Genomic DNA, 15,202 nt, shown 5'->3' on the forward strand with positions numbered 1-15,202 from the left:
ATGTCCCCAACCTCTGATAAAGCAGCTAAAACAGATCGTATGCAAATTGACGCTAAGACTAAGAAACAAGAAGTTATCGATACTGACCATGTAGACAGTATGGTAATGGACTCTTCCCATGTCTCGCTTAACAGTTTGCACCAATTTTTATTTGGTTTGTCAGAGGCACATTTGGCAAATGTTCAAGGTGGTTCAGTTACACAAGAAAACCCAAACACCCAGTTATTAAATCAAAACGTAATAGCTGATTATTTAGCACTTCAAAAAGCCGCCAAGTCCGCTGGTTTTAATTTGCGAATAGCAAGCGGCTTTCGCAGTTTTGAACGTCAGGTCGCTATTTGGAATAAAAAGTATCAGGGTCTGTTACCTGTCTTTGATAAAGCCGGTCAACTCATTGATATGAATCAGTGCACCGAGGATGAAAAGGTTTTTGCTATTTTAACGTTTAGTGCATTACCGGGTTTGAGCCGTCATCATTGGGGCACAGACTTCGACTACTACGATCCCCAATTATTAGGTGACAGAAAACTTCAACTAATCGAAGAAGAATATGAGCCTAGTGGTATATTTGGTACTTTAAATCAATGGCTAGATGACAACTTAGCCGAATTTGGTTTTTTTAAGCCTTATCGGCATTACAACCAAGAAGTAAAAGGCATTTCGGCCGAACCTTGGCACCTTTCCCATATCAAAACGAGTCAGATACTTTTTAATGAATTGTCAAAGCTAGACAAAGGCGTATTATTGGCGGTACTCCAACAACATAACGTGTCCGGTTTGGAAGCAATAGCGGCAAATGTAGATGAAATTATTCATCGTTTTGCACTGACCATTTGCAAGCCGTAATTTTAAACCGTTAACTTGTATAAAATAAAAGTGAATAGAATATGTGGGTAGCCCTAATCGTTATAGCTTTAGTCCTTGGTGTTATTGTCAGTAACATCATGTTACTCAAACACACCGCGAATATGTCGATGAAAAACGTCAATCAAGATCCAATCGAAAAAGCGCGTAAATTGCACGAAGAACGCAAAAACAAAAACATCGACGATTAATCTTCTATCGCGGCCAACGCCTCCGCGATGCGTTTTTCATGGTTGGCTTGCCATTCCTCTAAGGTCATTTCCGCTTCTTTTTTGGCTTTGGTGTGTGCTTTTTCGAATATCATTTGAGCGTCTGCTTGAGGTAAGACGACAACGCCCTCTTCATCTGCCACAACGATATCCCCAGAGTTAATGGTAACATTTCCAACAGTTACAGGAACATTGAGTGGGCTTTTCACTTTCTTTTGGCCTGGGACCGGAAACACACCTTTGGCAAACACAGGAAAGTTCATGTCTCTCACTTCCTGAACATCTCTTATCACACCATCGACAACAAAACCTTTTATACCTCGCTTTTGCGCCACGGCGCAGACGTTTCCTCCAGCAACAGCAAAATTGGTATCGCCACCATCAACCACAATAATTGAACCAGAAGGCGCTTCATAGATTGCCTGATGCATCATGAGATGATCGCCAGGCACTAACTGAACAGTAAAAGCAGGACCGCTAATTCTGGGACTCGTTGCCAACAAAGGCCGAATAGCAAAATCCATGAACTTTGAACGCTCTACTATGTTTCCATAATCTGGCGTACCCAAAGAACCGTAATCTGGAGTTTGTTTATGTGATTGGCTTTGAGATTGATTTTGTGATGAGTCCGGTGACATGTTCGCATTCCTTCAGGCTAACGTGGAGTTACCTTACTATGCGTTTGGAACTTCCATAATGCAATCGATCTGATAATCACAAGTCAGTTTTTGTTTCAGATAATTAACATTTTCTCGGCCAATTTCGCTTTCAGGCTCAATAAAGTTAGCAACCCAGCCAACCAGTTTACAGCCACTTGCTTCTATCGCTTGGGCCGTTAATAACGCATGATTCAAACAACCAAGCCTTACTCCAACAACCATAACAACAGGAATAGATTGCTCAGCCACCCAGTCAGACAATAGCTCTTTGTTATTAAGTGGTAAATGCCACCCGCCTGCGCCTTCAATGAGCACTTTATAACCATCCGTTTTAGCCATTTTTTTGGCTGCTAACCATGCTTTAGTTACTTGTTTCGAGGATAACTCAAGACCAGCTCGGCTTGCGGCTATGTGTGGTGCAATCGCTTCGTCAAAAACGATAGGATTAATTTGGTCGATACCAAAACGCCCTTTTGATGCTTTGTACAATTCAACGGCATCTTCGTTTAGTCGAAGCGAATTATTAGCATCACTAGCTAATAACTCATCAAAGTCATTATTTGAGTTGAAATTGGTGATAGACTCGGTGCCCGCAGAGATTGGTTTAAATGGAAAAACGATGGTTTTTTGGCGAAGCATTTCCTGAATGATCAAGCTACTACTATAAGTTTTACCAACTTCGGTATCCGTTCCTGTCACAAAAATGTGAGGATGCGATTCAAACAGTTTTTGTAGCTTTGTATTTGTTGTCATGCTTAAGCTCTTTTTCTAGACTAAATTTATATTTTTTCGTTTCAAAATGGATTAAAAAATGATGACTAAAATGGCTTGGTTAGCTTAATGGTAAGTGTTTTATAGGTCGCGCTGATTTTATTACTGCTTTGACAACAGAACTGCGCTTGATATGCCGCTTCCATCTGCTGCCACTTAGCTTTAGTAACTAAGCCTTTTCTCTGACGACCCTTGACTAAATTTGCACCAAGCGATTTTAATTCACGAGCCAATTGTTTGGCATTGTCGTACCAATAAACTAAGTCCTCTTGGTATAGCTCTACAGCCTGCCAGTGTTGACCTTGAACTATCTCGTTTAGATCTTCGAGGGTTTCATAAGCATGGACATGCACATCGTCGTCAACACTCTGCCAAGACTGAGCCAGCTCAAATAAGCTACCTGGCAACAAGGTGCTAATGACAGCTTCTCCACCCGGCTTAAGAACTCGCAATATTTCACTTGTAACCTCAGCAAAGTCGCACCATTGGATCATTAAATTAGAAAACACCAAATCAATACTCTTATCCAAAAAAGATAACTGGTGACTATCTAAGTTGAGCTTTGAGTGATCACTTTTGTGTTCTTGCAGCATGCCAAGTGCCAAATCAGCACTGATTAAATACGAACCGTTGTGTTGCAACTGTTTGGTAAATAAACCTGGACCGCATCCCAAATCGAGCACAATACAGTCGTCGGCTAGTTGGCGTTTGTCGATTAACGAGTAAAGTCTATTACCTAAATCACGTTGTAAACTCGCGTGTTCGACATATGTGGGGGCAGAAGAACCAAAGTTTTTAGCTATCGCATTCATTTCTTGCCTCCTCGAACGACACACACAAACACTCAACTAAAAGCTTGATATCACTAGCTTTATGTTCGCTTGTAATGGTTACGCGTAACCGAGCCTGTCCTTTTGAAACGGTTGGGGTGCGCATTGCAGCAACGCAAAACCCCTTTTCCCTTAATTTTTTAGACATTAAAAGCGTTTGCTCTTCCGAGCCTATGAGAATTGGTTGAATCGCCGTCGAACTGTGTGGTTTTGTGTGCTCAGGTAGCTGGTCTTTCTCAACTGCAATGTCTACCAATTTTTTAAATTCACTAATATTACTTTGTAGTAATTGTTGGCGTTGGTTTTCGCTTTGAAGCTTATTCAAATTGAATAGAGTTGCGCGTGTTTGTAGTGGTGATAACGCAGTTGAGTAAATAAACTCTTTAGCAAAGTTTTCAATTAAACGCTTTAATGGCTTTTTAAGAATAAGTGCTGCACCTTGACTGCCCAACGCTTTTCCAAAGGCAATCAAGTAAGCATCAACATCTTGGAAATTCACGTTTTGAGCCGTAAGGCTGTTACCCACGAGATTCGGGGAGTCTGTCATCTCGTAATTTACCGATTTAGAGGTTGATGCCGATAGCGACGGTTGCGAAGATTGCGTTAAATCAAAACAACCAAATCCATGTGCATCATCGATAAATAACAGTCCGCACGCTTGTTTTTTGATTTCAACTAAATCAGCAATTGGTGCGGTATCACCGTCCATGCTAAACACGCCTTCGGTTATGATGACTGACGGAATTGGATTGTCTGTGTTAGTGGTGTTAGCTGTACTAGAAGTGACTTTTGCGTTGGTTTTTCCAGACGAGTCCACTTCCACGTTAACTTTGTTACGTAACTGAGCCTTTCCTATTAGCTCTACTAAATGGCTTGAGTCATTGTGCCTAAAACGTTTATGGACTATTCCTTTATTTGCAAGGCTCACATCAACGCCTGCTTTGATTAAAGAGGCATGATTGAGTTTGTCCTGATAAATGTGTGCGTCCGAAAACGCGGCAGCAAAAGCATTGATAAAAGCCTGGTTGGCCGCAAAACCGCTACTAAATAATAAACAGTCAAATTCATCTTCTGTGCCATTGGCACCAACAGCCTCTAATAACGCGTGTTGCAATTCTCGATGGCAAACTTGTGTGCCTGTTACTAATGGGCTGGCCATACTGCCACTTTTCACTGACTCATTGCGATGCTGATCCGAAAAATCAGTTAAATCAAAGTCCGAAGCTAATCCTAAATAATCGTTACTACTAAAGTTAAGCAACTCACTACCCGCCGTTAACACTTGATCCGCGCTGGCCCTTTCATAACAATGCGTCGAACGCAGTAATCGGTCCTGCTCGCGCTTTTGCATTAAAACGTCTATTTGATTAAAAAGCGCATGCGCTTGATAAGAAGTGCAGTTTGGTTGACCTTCCAAACCTGACTTCTTTCCTGGCGTAAGTTGCTGGTGCTGCTTAGGCTTCATAGAACAGTTCTTTGTCTTCACTTTTGTGTTGATCGTTTAGTTGCTCTATTAACGCAGCTTCTTTAGTTTCATCAGAGTAGTCTTTGGTTTGCTCTGAGTTTATTCCCAACTTCTTAAATAGCTTCTTATCAAAATGTTCATCTGGGTTTGCCGTCGTCAATAACTTACAGCCGTAGAAAATAGAGTTGGCACCAGCCATAAAGCACATCGCTTGCATTTGTTCATTCATGCCTTCACGACCCGCTGACAAACGAACATAAGACTTAGGCATCATGATACGAGCAACCGCAATGGTACGAATAAACTCGAATGCCTCTAAGTCATCAACTGAATCTAACGGCGTGCCTTCTACTTTAACTAACATGTTAATCGGTACACTTTCTGGGTGACGTGGTAAGTTCGCAAGCGCCATTAATAAGCCGTGGCGATCTTTAGCACTTTCACCAAGACCGACAATACCGCCAGAGCATACATTCATACCTGCTGAACGAACGTTCTCTAACGTACTCAAACGGTCTTCATAAGTACGTGTCGTGATAATGTCACCGTAGTATTCAGGAGACGTATCTAAGTTGTGGTTATAGTAGTCTAAACCCGCTTCTTTTAACGCAAGCGCTTGCTCTTTACTTAACATACCAAGCGTCATACACGTCTCGAGTCCAAGCTCTTTAACGCCTTTGATCATTTCAATCACATAAGGCATATCGCGGTCTTTCGGGTTACGCCACGCCGCGCCCATACAAAAACGAGTTGAACCAATTTCTTTGGCTTCTTTTGCTCGCTTTAATACTTTTTCAACTTCTAATAGTCGTTCTTTTTCCAGGCCAGTGGAATAACGCGCACTTTGTGGGCAGTATTTACAGTCTTCTGGACATGCACCTGTTTTGATTGAAAGCAGAGTACTAACTTGCACATGGTTTGGGTCAAAGTGTTCTCTGTGCACTAACTGTGCTTTAAACATTAAGTCATTAAATGGCAATTCAAATAGCGCTTTTACTTCTTCATGCTTCCAATCGTTTCTGATTTCAGCGGTCATGCCTGTCTCCAAAGTGATTTTGTTTTAGCGGGTGTCGATACATTGCCAACACCTCGGGGTTGTTTTTTAAAGTGGGTTTAGTCTATCCTCCGCCTAAACCTTGTCAAAGCCACAAAACAACACAAGTTTACAAAAGGTGAATAAATGAACAACAAAAACACAGGTCTTACCAACGAAACGCCGTTTTTATCAAAAAAACAGGCATTGAGCCCTGCGGAAGTTGGGTTAACAAGCTCTGTGGATTTATCGTTTGACCAAGATCATTTGTGGCATCCCTATACTTCGATGACACAACCGTTGCCCGTGTACCCAGTTACAAGTGCCGAAGGTGTTTGTATTCATTTAGAAACGGGTGAAAAGCTGATTGATGGTATGTCGTCTTGGTGGTCAGTTATTCACGGCTACAACAACCAAACTATTAATAACGCCATCACTCACCAGTTACAAAACATGAGTCATGTTATGTTTGGTGGTTTGACTCATACGCCTGCCGTTGAGCTTGCCAAAAAGCTTGTTGAATTGACTCCGCAAGGATTAGAAAAAGTATTTTTGGCGGACAGTGGTTCCGTCTCTGTTGAAGTCGCACTTAAGATGGCTATTCAGTATCAATTGGGTAAAGGTTTTCAAAATAGAAATAAATTTGTGACCTTGAGTCACGGCTATCACGGTGACACTTTTGGTGCGATGGCGGTGTGTGACCCCGTTAATTCAATGCATAGTCTTTACAAAGGCATGCTAGCTGAAAACTATTTTGTCGAAAGTCCTAAAAGCAAACCTTGTGATGAGTTTGATCCTGCTGATCTATTACCATTGGAGGAATGCCTAAAACAGAACAGTCACAAAATCGCGGCGTTAATATTAGAGCCGGTGGTGCAAGGTGCTGGTGGCATGCGTTTTTATCACCCAGAGTTTTTAAGCCGTGCTAAAACTCTTTGTGAAGATTATGGTGTGCTGTTAATCGCCGATGAAATTGCCACAGGTTTTGGTCGAACAGGTAAACTCTTCGCTTGCGAGCACGCCAATATAACGCCAGACATCATGTGTTTAGGCAAGGCAATAACCGGTGGCTATATGACATTAGCAGCCGCTCTGTGTACCAAAGAGGTTGCCAATGGTATTAGTGCCTGTGAAGCTGGCGTTTTGATGCACGGCCCTACATTTATGGGTAATCCTTTAGCTTGTGCCGCAGCAAATGCAAGTCTTGCTTTGTTAGAGCGAGGTGATTGGCAATCTCAAGTGAATTCTATTGAATCGGAGTTAATTGATGGGCTGACGCCTGCTAAAGCTCTACCGTCAGTCGCAGATGTACGTATCATGGGTGCTATTGGCGTTATCGAAATGAAAGAGTCCGTCGATGTTGCTTCAATACAAAAGGAGTTTATTAAAAAAGGTATTTGGGTTCGCCCTTTTGGCAAGCTTATTTATGTGATGCCGCCTTATGTCATTACTGAGTCAGAATTAGAGCACCTAACAACGGCACTTGTCAGCGTTGTTAAAGGCTTATAACCGCAATAAAAGCGACCACTACAACTAACAAAAACACCACATTGTATCTTTGGTGATCAGTTTTGCGTTTACTACGCAGCTGATTCACCACAATGGTTAACGCACTCAAAAAAACACTGACATAGAGAGTCACGTACAAATAACTTTTGTATTGCTGAACCCAGTGTTCTCTAATTGGAATATTGTGGAACTCAAGAATAATGTTGTTTAACTCTGGCCTTGCATAGTGAAAGATAGCCAGTGAAACAACAAAAATTCCCCAAGATGAAACATTACATATATTGACCAGTTTGCTCAGCCAATCAGGACCTTCACGGCGGTCTACACCATCCCAACTTTTTTTCGTTGGTTGGATAGAGTTTTCTTGGTTTTGTCCTGTCGACATTGCTTTACTTCCCTAATGTGACTAATAAATAGTCATAAACTACAAATTGCTCAATTTACTTTGGTGGATACTCTAATATCACTTGTATCTAAATGACAACTAAGTAAGATTACCACCTATTTATTTTAAAACAGATTTAATTAGCAGACTCAAAAATCATGGCACATCACTCAGTAAAATCATTACTAGCTGGCGATATTGACGCTGGCGAGATCGTAACAGTAAAAGGCTGGATCCGTACTAAGCGTGACTCTAAAGCCGGAATCTCATTTTTAGCCGTTCACGACGGTTCTTGTTTTGACCCTATTCAAGCTGTTGTTCCTAATGAATTACCGAATTACGAAGATGTGACCAAGCTTACTACAAGCTGTTCTGTAATCGTGACTGGTACCTTGGTTCAATCTGAAGGTAAAGGTCAATCTCTTGAAATACAAGCAGAAAACGTTGAGATCGTCGGTTGGGTAGAAAACCCTGATACGTATCCAATGGCTGCTAAGCGCCACTCAATTGAATACTTGCGAGAGCACGCTCATCTGCGTCCACGTACGAACATCATCGGTGCGGTTGCACGTGTTCGTAACTGCTTGTCACAAGCAATTCACCGTTTCTTCCACGAACAAGGTTACTACTGGGTTTCTACTCCTATTATCACTGCATCGGACTGTGAAGGTGCCGGTGAAATGTTCCGTGTTTCTACCCTAGACATGGTGAACACACCGCTAACAGACGAAGGCAAAGTTGACTACAGCCAAGATTTCTTTGGTAAAGAAGCTTACCTTACCGTTTCTGGTCAGCTTAATGGTGAAACCTATGCTTGTGCGTTAAGCAAAATTTATACTTTCGGCCCAACATTCCGTGCTGAGAACTCAAACACAAGTCGTCACTTAGCTGAATTCTGGATGATTGAACCAGAAGTCGCGTTTGCTGACTTGAATGACATCGCTCAATTGTCAGAAGACATGTTGAAGTACGTATTCAAAGCGGTACTGGAAGAATTACCAGATGACATGAAGTTCTTCGAACAACGTGTAGAAAAAGACGCAATCAAACGTTTAGAGCAAGTTATTAACTCTCCTTTTGTTCGTATGGACTACACTGACGCTATCGATATTCTATTGAAGTCAGGTAAGAAATTCGAATTCCCTGTTGAGTGGGGTATTGATTTATCGTCTGAGCACGAGCGTTACTTAGCAGAAGAACATGTAGGCGCGCCGATCATCATGCAAAACTATCCGCGTGATATCAAAGCCTTCTACATGCGTCAAAATGACGATGGCAAAACAGTGGCCGCGATGGACGTATTAGCACCGGGTATTGGTGAAATCATCGGTGGTTCACAACGTGAAGAACGTTTAGACGTATTTGATGCTCGTTTAGAAGAAATGGGCTTAGACAAAGAAGATTACAGCTGGTATCGCGATTTACGTCGTTACGGCACAGTACCACACTCAGGATTTGGTTTAGGATTCGAGCGTTTGGTTGCCTACGTAACTGGCATGCAAAACGTCCGTGACGTTATTGCTTTCCCTCGTGCTCCTGGCACAGCAAACTATTAATATTTAGGAAAGACATGAACTTAATTGGTGTAGAACTTAACAATAAAGAAGCCGTCATTGTTCTAATGAGTTTGAATGAAGGCTTATTTAACGTTAAAGAATGCCGTACCCGAGGGATTGAGTTACGTGATCCGGAAAATGCGGAAGGCATCCAAGCCTTCCAATTCCAGTTCAAAAAAGTAATCGAAGATTACAAGATTGACACGGTTGTCATCAAACAGCGCCCAATGAGAGGCAAGTTTTCAGGCAGTGCAAATAGTTTCAAAATGGAAGCGGCTATTCAGCTTATAGACGGCATAAATGTTGAAATGGTGAGTAACAAGGACATCAAAGAAACGTTAAAAGAAACGCCGCTTGGTTACACGATGAAAGACCTAGAGCTTCGTCAATTCCAAGAACAAGCGTTTAATGCAGCTTACACATTTGCACTTAACAAAAAATAATAAAAATTATAAGTAAATGAATAAACGGCTTTTAGTCATTGATGATGCCGAGGAAATTCTTCGGCTCTTCAAAACATTGTTAGCAGATTTTGGTTTGTATGACGTAACAACCGCTAATAATGGTAAAGACGCGGTTAATGAGCTTTTAACCAATCGTTACGACCTGGTAATTTTGGATATCGAATTACCCGACATCAATGGCAAACAAATTCTCGATACGATTAACGTAGAGAAATTAGACGTACCCGTTGTTATGTGTTCTGCACATAACTCAGTGGACAACGTTCAAGCGACGTGGGAAATGGGTGCTAAAGGATTTTTATCTAAGCCTGTAGACCGACACAAGTTACAAAATCTGTTAGAAAGAATTGGAATTATTTCATGACAAGTGCCCTTCTACTAAGTGCATCTCGTGCTGACAATACGGGTTATTTAGAGCACACTCTTCCTCTCATCTCTTCATTTTTAAATATTGACCAAAGTGCAGCGACTGCAGAAGTCAATAACGAAGAGCAAAATGTACTTTTTATTCCGTATGCTGGTGTGTCTATCTCTTTTGATGACTACACCCATCAAGTCGAACAAGCATTAGCATCTTTACCACTCAATATTAAAGGCATACATGAGTTTGACTCAAATGATGCGGCTTTTGATTATGCCGACGTAATCCTGGTGGGCGGTGGTAATACATTTGTATTGCTAGACAGACTTTACCAAAATGGCGTATATGAGCTTATTCAAAAAGCAGTAGCTTCTGGTACAAAATACATTGGCTGGAGTGCAGGTTCTAACATTGCTGGGCTGTCTATTAAAACAACCAATGACATGCCTATCGTTGAGCCTCAGTCATTCAAAGCTTTGAGTCTATTACCTATTCAGTTGAATCCACATTACACTGATTTTAAGCCACCTGGCCATCATGGTGAAACAAGGCAAATGAGAATTGAAGAGTTCATGGTCATGCAACCGCATACGCCAGTCATTGGTATTCAAGAAGGCACCGCCTTGGAATACCAAGATAATGTATTAAAATTAGTAGGTAATAAACCGGCTTATATTTTTAAAAATGGCGAAAAACAAACAGTCGAAACGGCACAGCAGCTAAATTCGCTGTTAGGTTTGTAATATGCAAAACACCATTATTGACTCTATCAATCATGTAAAACTCAGTGCGACAAACGTATCTATTTTGCATACTCCTCGTCAGTACAAAGAGCAGTTATTGCGCCTTATCAGCACCGCAAAACAGCGTATTTATATTACTGCACTTTATTTACAAGATGATGAGGCGGGACGAGAAATACTGGACGCCTTGTACGATGCCAAAGCCAACAACCCTGACTTAGAAATTAACGTTTTTGTTGACGCGCATCGTGCCCGTCGAGGTTTAATTGGCGAAAAAGAGCATGAGGGTAATCGTGCTTTATACCTTAAATATCGTGAAGAGCACGGTGACAACATCCACATCTATGGTGTTGCGGTAAAACCAAAAGAATTATTTGGCGTGTTACACCTAAAAGGCATGGTGTTTGACGATACCTTGTTTTATACAGGAGCATCGATTAATGACATTTACCTTCATCAAGGCGAACGATACCGTTCAGATCGCTACTACCTGTTTAATAGTAAGTCAATTGCAAATAGCTTTGTGGAATATTTAGAGCAAGTATTTGTACAGTCTGCATTGGCACCAAAGTTAAATACGCCCAAATTTCCTGATGTCGCCGAGCTAAAGAAAAAGATTGGTAAACTGCGCCGTTATTTAACCAATAGCCACTACAAAATTGAAAAGGCGAAAGAGCTTGAGTATCAAGAATCTGAAACGCCTCTACTTATCGAGCCTCTTGTCGGTTTTGGTCGAAGAAAAAATCAGCTCAACGGAAAAATAAGGCAGCTAGTCCAACAAAGTGAACAACACATCACCATGTTCACCCCTTATTTCAACTTACCTAAAGTACTGATCAGAGATGTTGCGAAAGCATTAAAACGCGGTGTAAAAGTTGAGATTACTGTTGGCGACAAAACAGCGAATGATTTTTATATTCACGACCAAGAAAAATTCAGCACCATCGGTATAGTCCCGTACATCTATGAGATCTTGTTGGTACGTTTTGCCAAGCGTTGGAAAAAATACATAGATAATGGTCAATTGGTTATTCGTTTGTGGAAACACGACTGTAATAGTTACCACCTAAAAGGCATCATTGTTGATCAACGATATCACTTGGTAACAGGTAGCAATATCAACCCGCGCGCTTGGGCACTGGACTTAGAAAATGGTCTTTTGATTGACGATAAAGAAAAGCAATTAATGGACAGTGTGACGAGAGAGTTAGAGTTAATCTACGAACACACAAGTGTTGTTCAAGATTATAATCAACTTGATAGTGTCAAAGACTACCCTACTAAGCCGCAAAAGTTACTTAATAAATTGCGCATGACGCAAATAGATAAAATCCTAAAACGCCTGCTTTAAGTAGGCGTTTTCAAACGATTGTTTACATCACGACTTTGTTTGATTAATTCATCATCGTGACCTTTAAAAGTCTTTGCTGCACGGTCATACAACACAACATTGACGGCTGCCGCCAAATTTAAACTTCCCTTAGTTGGCATATAAACAACCGCGTCCGCCACATCAACCACTTCTTGTTTTAATGAGCCGTCTTCAGGTCCAAAGACATAAAACGCGTTTTCTGGATGTTCAAACTCAGGTAGCGGCGTTGCCCCTTCCACAAAATCTATACAGATTAATTTTGTGCCTTCTGGCTTTTCAGCTATAAAGTCTTCAACGTGAGTCAGACCGATATTTTCAAGGTTGTTTTGCGTATCGGTGTAGTGCTTTTTGGCAATATTGTAACGATTACCCGTGTACAAAATTTGTGGCACTTCATAACAACCAGCGGCTCGAAGAATGGCACCGACGTTGGTTGGGCTTTTAGGATTGGTAAGACAAATGGATACGGCTTGATTGTCCATTGTGTTCCTTAGAAATTAAAAACTGGCCGACTATTTTAAATTTAATCAAAATAATTAGCCAGTTTAATCAACAAGGCATTAGATCTTCGCGGCTAATTCAGCACCTTGGCGAATAGCGCGTTTGGCATCAAGTTCAGCAGCAACTGAAGCACCGCCAATAATTTGTACTTTTTGACCTTTATCTTCTAATTCTTTCGCTAGAGAATTGTTCGATAGCTGACCAGCACAAACAACAACGTTATCAACTTCCAATAACTGTTCTTTGCCATCAATCGCGACTAATAAGCCTGCTTCGGAGTAGGATTTGTACTCAACTGAGTTAAGCATTTTAACCCCAGCGCGTTTAAGCTCGGTGCGGTGGACCCAACCACTGGTTTTACCAAGACCGCCACCCACTTTAGATGACTTACGTTGCATTAGGTACACTTCGCGATCGACTTTCTCATCTTGCATTGGTTTAATTGCGCCACGCTCTGAGTAGTCTTTGTCTACGCCCCAATAATCTAACCAAGCTTCCAAATCTAAAGTATGAGATTTTGGCTGAGTTAAAAATGCTGAAACATCAAAACCGATGCCGCCAGCACCAATGACTGCCACGCGTTTACCGACTTCTTTGCGGTCGCGCAACACGTCTAAGTAACTCATAACATTAGGGTGGTCAAAACCAGGTAACGTAAGCTCTCTTGGATTAATACCCGTCGCAACAATGACTTCATCAAAACCTTGTGAAACTAACGATTCGGCCGTTTGTTTTTCACCAAGGTGCAGATTAACACCCGTATCTTTTAGACGATTATTGAAGTACCGAATCGTTTCGTGGAACTCTTCTTTACCCGGAATCGTTTTGGCGATATTAAATTGGCCACCAACTTCATGGCTTTGGTCAAATAAGTGAACTTCATGACCACGCTCTGCGGCATAACACGAGAACGCCATGCCTGCTGGGCCTGCGCCTACAACAGCCAACTTCTTTTTGTTAACAACGGTTTTGAATACGAGCTCTGTTTCATAACCAGCACGCGGGTTTACTAAACAGGTCGCTTGTTGTTGTTTGAATACATGATCCAAACATGCCTGGTTACAAGCAATACAGGTATTGATTTTATCGGCTTGGCCATTGGCTGCTTTTTCTACAAACTTTTCATCGGCTAATAAAGGACGAGCCATTGAGACCATATCCGCCTGACCATCCGCTAATATTTGCTCAGCAATTTCAGGCGTATTGATACGGTTAGTTGTGATAACTGGAATATCAACTTCTTGACGAACGCGCTCACTAATCCAGGTAAAGGCTTTTCTTGGTACCGAAGTTACGATGGTAGGGATTCGCGCTTCGTGCCAACCGATGCCCGTATTAAGAAGTGTCACACCGGCCGCTTCTAATAGCTTGGCTAATTGAATGACTTCTTCAAATGTAGAGCCATTGTCAACCAAGTCCAGCATAGATAAACGGAAAATGATAATGAAGTCATCACCCACGGTTTCACGTATTTCTCTTACAATCTCAAGCGCGATACGCGTGCGGTTCTCAAAACTACCGCCATATTCATCAGTACGCTTATTGGTTTTAGGAGCAATAAACTGATTGATCAAATAGCCTTCTGAGCCCATTACTTCAACCCCATCGTAACCCGCCTTTTTCGCTAGTTTTGCGCAATTAGCAAAGTCTTTCACGGTTTTACGAATACCGCGTAACGATAGAGCTTTAGGTTTAAATGGTGAGATTGGTGCTTTAATCGCAGAAGCAGAAACGCTAAAAGGATGATACGCGTAACGACCTGTGTGTAAAATCTGTAAGCAGATTTTTCCGTCAGCTTCGTGAACGGCCTCAGTAATCTTGCGGTGTTTACCAACGTGCCAAAAGTGACTAAGTTGTGCACCTCTTGGTTCAACACGTCCAGCAAAATTAGGTGCAATTCCGCCTGTTACGATTAATCCAACTCCGCCTTTTGCACGTTCTTTATAGAAGGATGCTAAGCGGTTGAAGCCATTTTTTTGTTCTTCTAACCCAATGTGCATCGAGCCCATTAGCACTCGGTTTTTTAATGTGGTAAAACCAAGATCAAGTGGTTGTAATAAATGAGGATATGACATGTTGCAAACCCGTATAACCTGTTTAAACTGTCTGAGACTTTAACCGACTACTGGTCGGACTTCAATATATTAATTTTACTAGCGTTTCGGCCACAACGTTATACAAATAGCCTAAATTTAAGGCTGTTAACTCATTTTGTTACACCTGAACACTGGTAAAGCGCTTTATTCTATTCAACAATACAATTAGGCGAATTGCTCTTATTAACTATATTAGGACTTACGGATGTCTAACGAGATTTCAAAGAATAAGAATTGGTTTGTAGATATTTTAAAAGCGTGTTGGGGTGTGCTCAACTTCACCCGTAAAGCGGTGTTAAATATCATATTTATTATTCTAGCTGTGATTATCATTGGCGCCATTTCTTTTGATAATAAAGAAAAGCCAATTATCTTTGCCCAGAA

At 41.4% G+C, this 15,202-nt stretch carries 16 protein-coding genes; 8 read left to right on the forward strand and 8 right to left on the reverse strand.

From position 1 onward, the window contains the following. Together AC4E96_RS09575 and AC4E96_RS09580 are read left to right on the forward strand one after the other, a co-directional pair. Complete coding sequence (locus AC4E96_RS09575; protein WP_490255654.1) at positions 1–846, forward strand: M15 family metallopeptidase; 846 nt, start codon at positions 1–3, stop codon at positions 844–846. Between the two features lie 41 nt (positions 847–887). After that, on the forward strand, positions 888–1,055 hold the full coding sequence (locus AC4E96_RS09580; RefSeq protein WP_488032247.1) for a DUF2897 family protein: 168 nt from the start codon (positions 888–890) through the stop codon (positions 1,053–1,055). On the opposite strand, the gene AC4E96_RS09585 is transcribed toward AC4E96_RS09580, so the two are convergent. The 5 genes from AC4E96_RS09585 to bioB form a co-directional block, all read right to left on the reverse strand. Beyond that, complete coding sequence (locus AC4E96_RS09585; RefSeq protein WP_490255655.1) at positions 1,052–1,711, reverse strand: RraA family protein; 660 nt, start codon at positions 1,709–1,711, stop codon at positions 1,052–1,054. The two genes, AC4E96_RS09580 and AC4E96_RS09585, sit on opposite strands and share 4 nt — an antisense overlap. Before the next feature lie 36 nt (positions 1,712–1,747). After that, a complete protein-coding gene (gene bioD, locus AC4E96_RS09590) occupies positions 1,748–2,485 on the reverse strand; it encodes a dethiobiotin synthase (RefSeq protein WP_490255656.1) in 738 nt (245 codons plus the stop codon). Between the two features lie 65 nt (positions 2,486–2,550). Then, a complete protein-coding gene (bioC, locus tag AC4E96_RS09595; protein WP_490255657.1) occupies positions 2,551–3,315 on the reverse strand; it encodes a malonyl-ACP O-methyltransferase BioC in 765 nt (254 codons plus the stop codon). Further along, a complete protein-coding gene (locus AC4E96_RS09600) occupies positions 3,299–4,798 on the reverse strand; it encodes an aminotransferase class I/II-fold pyridoxal phosphate-dependent enzyme (protein WP_490255658.1) in 1,500 nt (499 codons plus the stop codon). Before AC4E96_RS09600 ends, bioC begins: the two co-directional genes overlap by 17 nt. Then, on the reverse strand, positions 4,788–5,834 hold the full coding sequence (gene bioB / locus AC4E96_RS09605) for a biotin synthase BioB (protein WP_488032243.1): 1,047 nt from the start codon (positions 5,832–5,834) through the stop codon (positions 4,788–4,790). Before bioB ends, AC4E96_RS09600 begins: the two co-directional genes overlap by 11 nt. Before the next feature lie 144 nt (positions 5,835–5,978). On the opposite strand from bioB, the gene bioA reads away from it, so the two are divergent. Further along, positions 5,979–7,340 carry an adenosylmethionine--8-amino-7-oxononanoate transaminase gene (gene bioA, locus AC4E96_RS09610; protein WP_490255659.1) on the forward strand — a complete coding sequence of 454 codons (1,362 nt, stop codon included), beginning with the start codon at positions 5,979–5,981 and terminating at the stop codon, positions 7,338–7,340. On the opposite strand, the gene AC4E96_RS09615 is transcribed toward bioA, so the two are convergent. Continuing rightward, positions 7,327–7,725 (reverse strand): hypothetical protein, encoded by a 399-nt coding sequence (locus AC4E96_RS09615; protein ID WP_490255660.1) that lies wholly within the window; start codon positions 7,723–7,725, stop codon positions 7,327–7,329. The two genes, bioA and AC4E96_RS09615, sit on opposite strands and share 14 nt — an antisense overlap. Positions 7,726–7,883: 158 nt before the next feature. Here AC4E96_RS09615 and asnS point away from each other — a divergent pair, with 158 nt between their 5' ends. Genes asnS through pssA form a run of 5 tightly spaced genes read left to right on the forward strand, consistent with a single transcriptional unit; the run spans position 7,884 to position 12,200 of the window. Next, positions 7,884–9,281 carry an asparagine--tRNA ligase gene (asnS, locus tag AC4E96_RS09620; RefSeq protein ID WP_488032240.1) on the forward strand — a complete coding sequence of 466 codons (1,398 nt, stop codon included), beginning with the start codon at positions 7,884–7,886 and terminating at the stop codon, positions 9,279–9,281. 14 nt (positions 9,282–9,295) lie between these two features. Beyond that, positions 9,296–9,724 (forward strand): DUF3010 family protein, encoded by a 429-nt coding sequence (locus tag AC4E96_RS09625; protein ID WP_488032239.1) that lies wholly within the window; start codon positions 9,296–9,298, stop codon positions 9,722–9,724. A 16-nt stretch (positions 9,725–9,740) separates the two neighbouring features. Then, on the forward strand, positions 9,741–10,109 hold the full coding sequence (locus AC4E96_RS09630) for a response regulator (RefSeq protein WP_488032238.1): 369 nt from the start codon (positions 9,741–9,743) through the stop codon (positions 10,107–10,109). Further along, positions 10,106–10,849, forward strand: a complete 744-nt coding sequence (gene pepE, locus AC4E96_RS09635; RefSeq protein ID WP_490255661.1) for a dipeptidase PepE — start codon at positions 10,106–10,108, stop codon at positions 10,847–10,849. Before AC4E96_RS09630 ends, pepE begins: the two co-directional genes overlap by 4 nt. 1 nt (position 10,850) lies before the next feature. Beyond that, the gene (gene pssA, locus AC4E96_RS09640) at positions 10,851–12,200 is read left to right on the forward strand and encodes a CDP-diacylglycerol--serine O-phosphatidyltransferase (RefSeq protein WP_490255662.1); all 1,350 of its coding nucleotides are present in this window, start codon (positions 10,851–10,853) and stop codon (positions 12,198–12,200) included. Here the strand turns inward: pssA and AC4E96_RS09645 are convergent. After that, on the reverse strand, positions 12,197–12,703 hold the full coding sequence (locus AC4E96_RS09645) for an RNA methyltransferase (protein WP_490255663.1): 507 nt from the start codon (positions 12,701–12,703) through the stop codon (positions 12,197–12,199). The two genes, pssA and AC4E96_RS09645, sit on opposite strands and share 4 nt — an antisense overlap. A 78-nt stretch (positions 12,704–12,781) precedes the next feature. After that, positions 12,782–14,797: an oxidoreductase gene (locus AC4E96_RS09650; RefSeq protein WP_490255664.1), complete on the reverse strand. Its 2,016-nt coding sequence runs from the start codon at positions 14,795–14,797 to the stop codon at positions 12,782–12,784. Positions 14,798–15,202: the final 405 nt, after the last annotated feature.

It is taken from the genome of Psychrosphaera sp., from assembly GCF_982872775.1.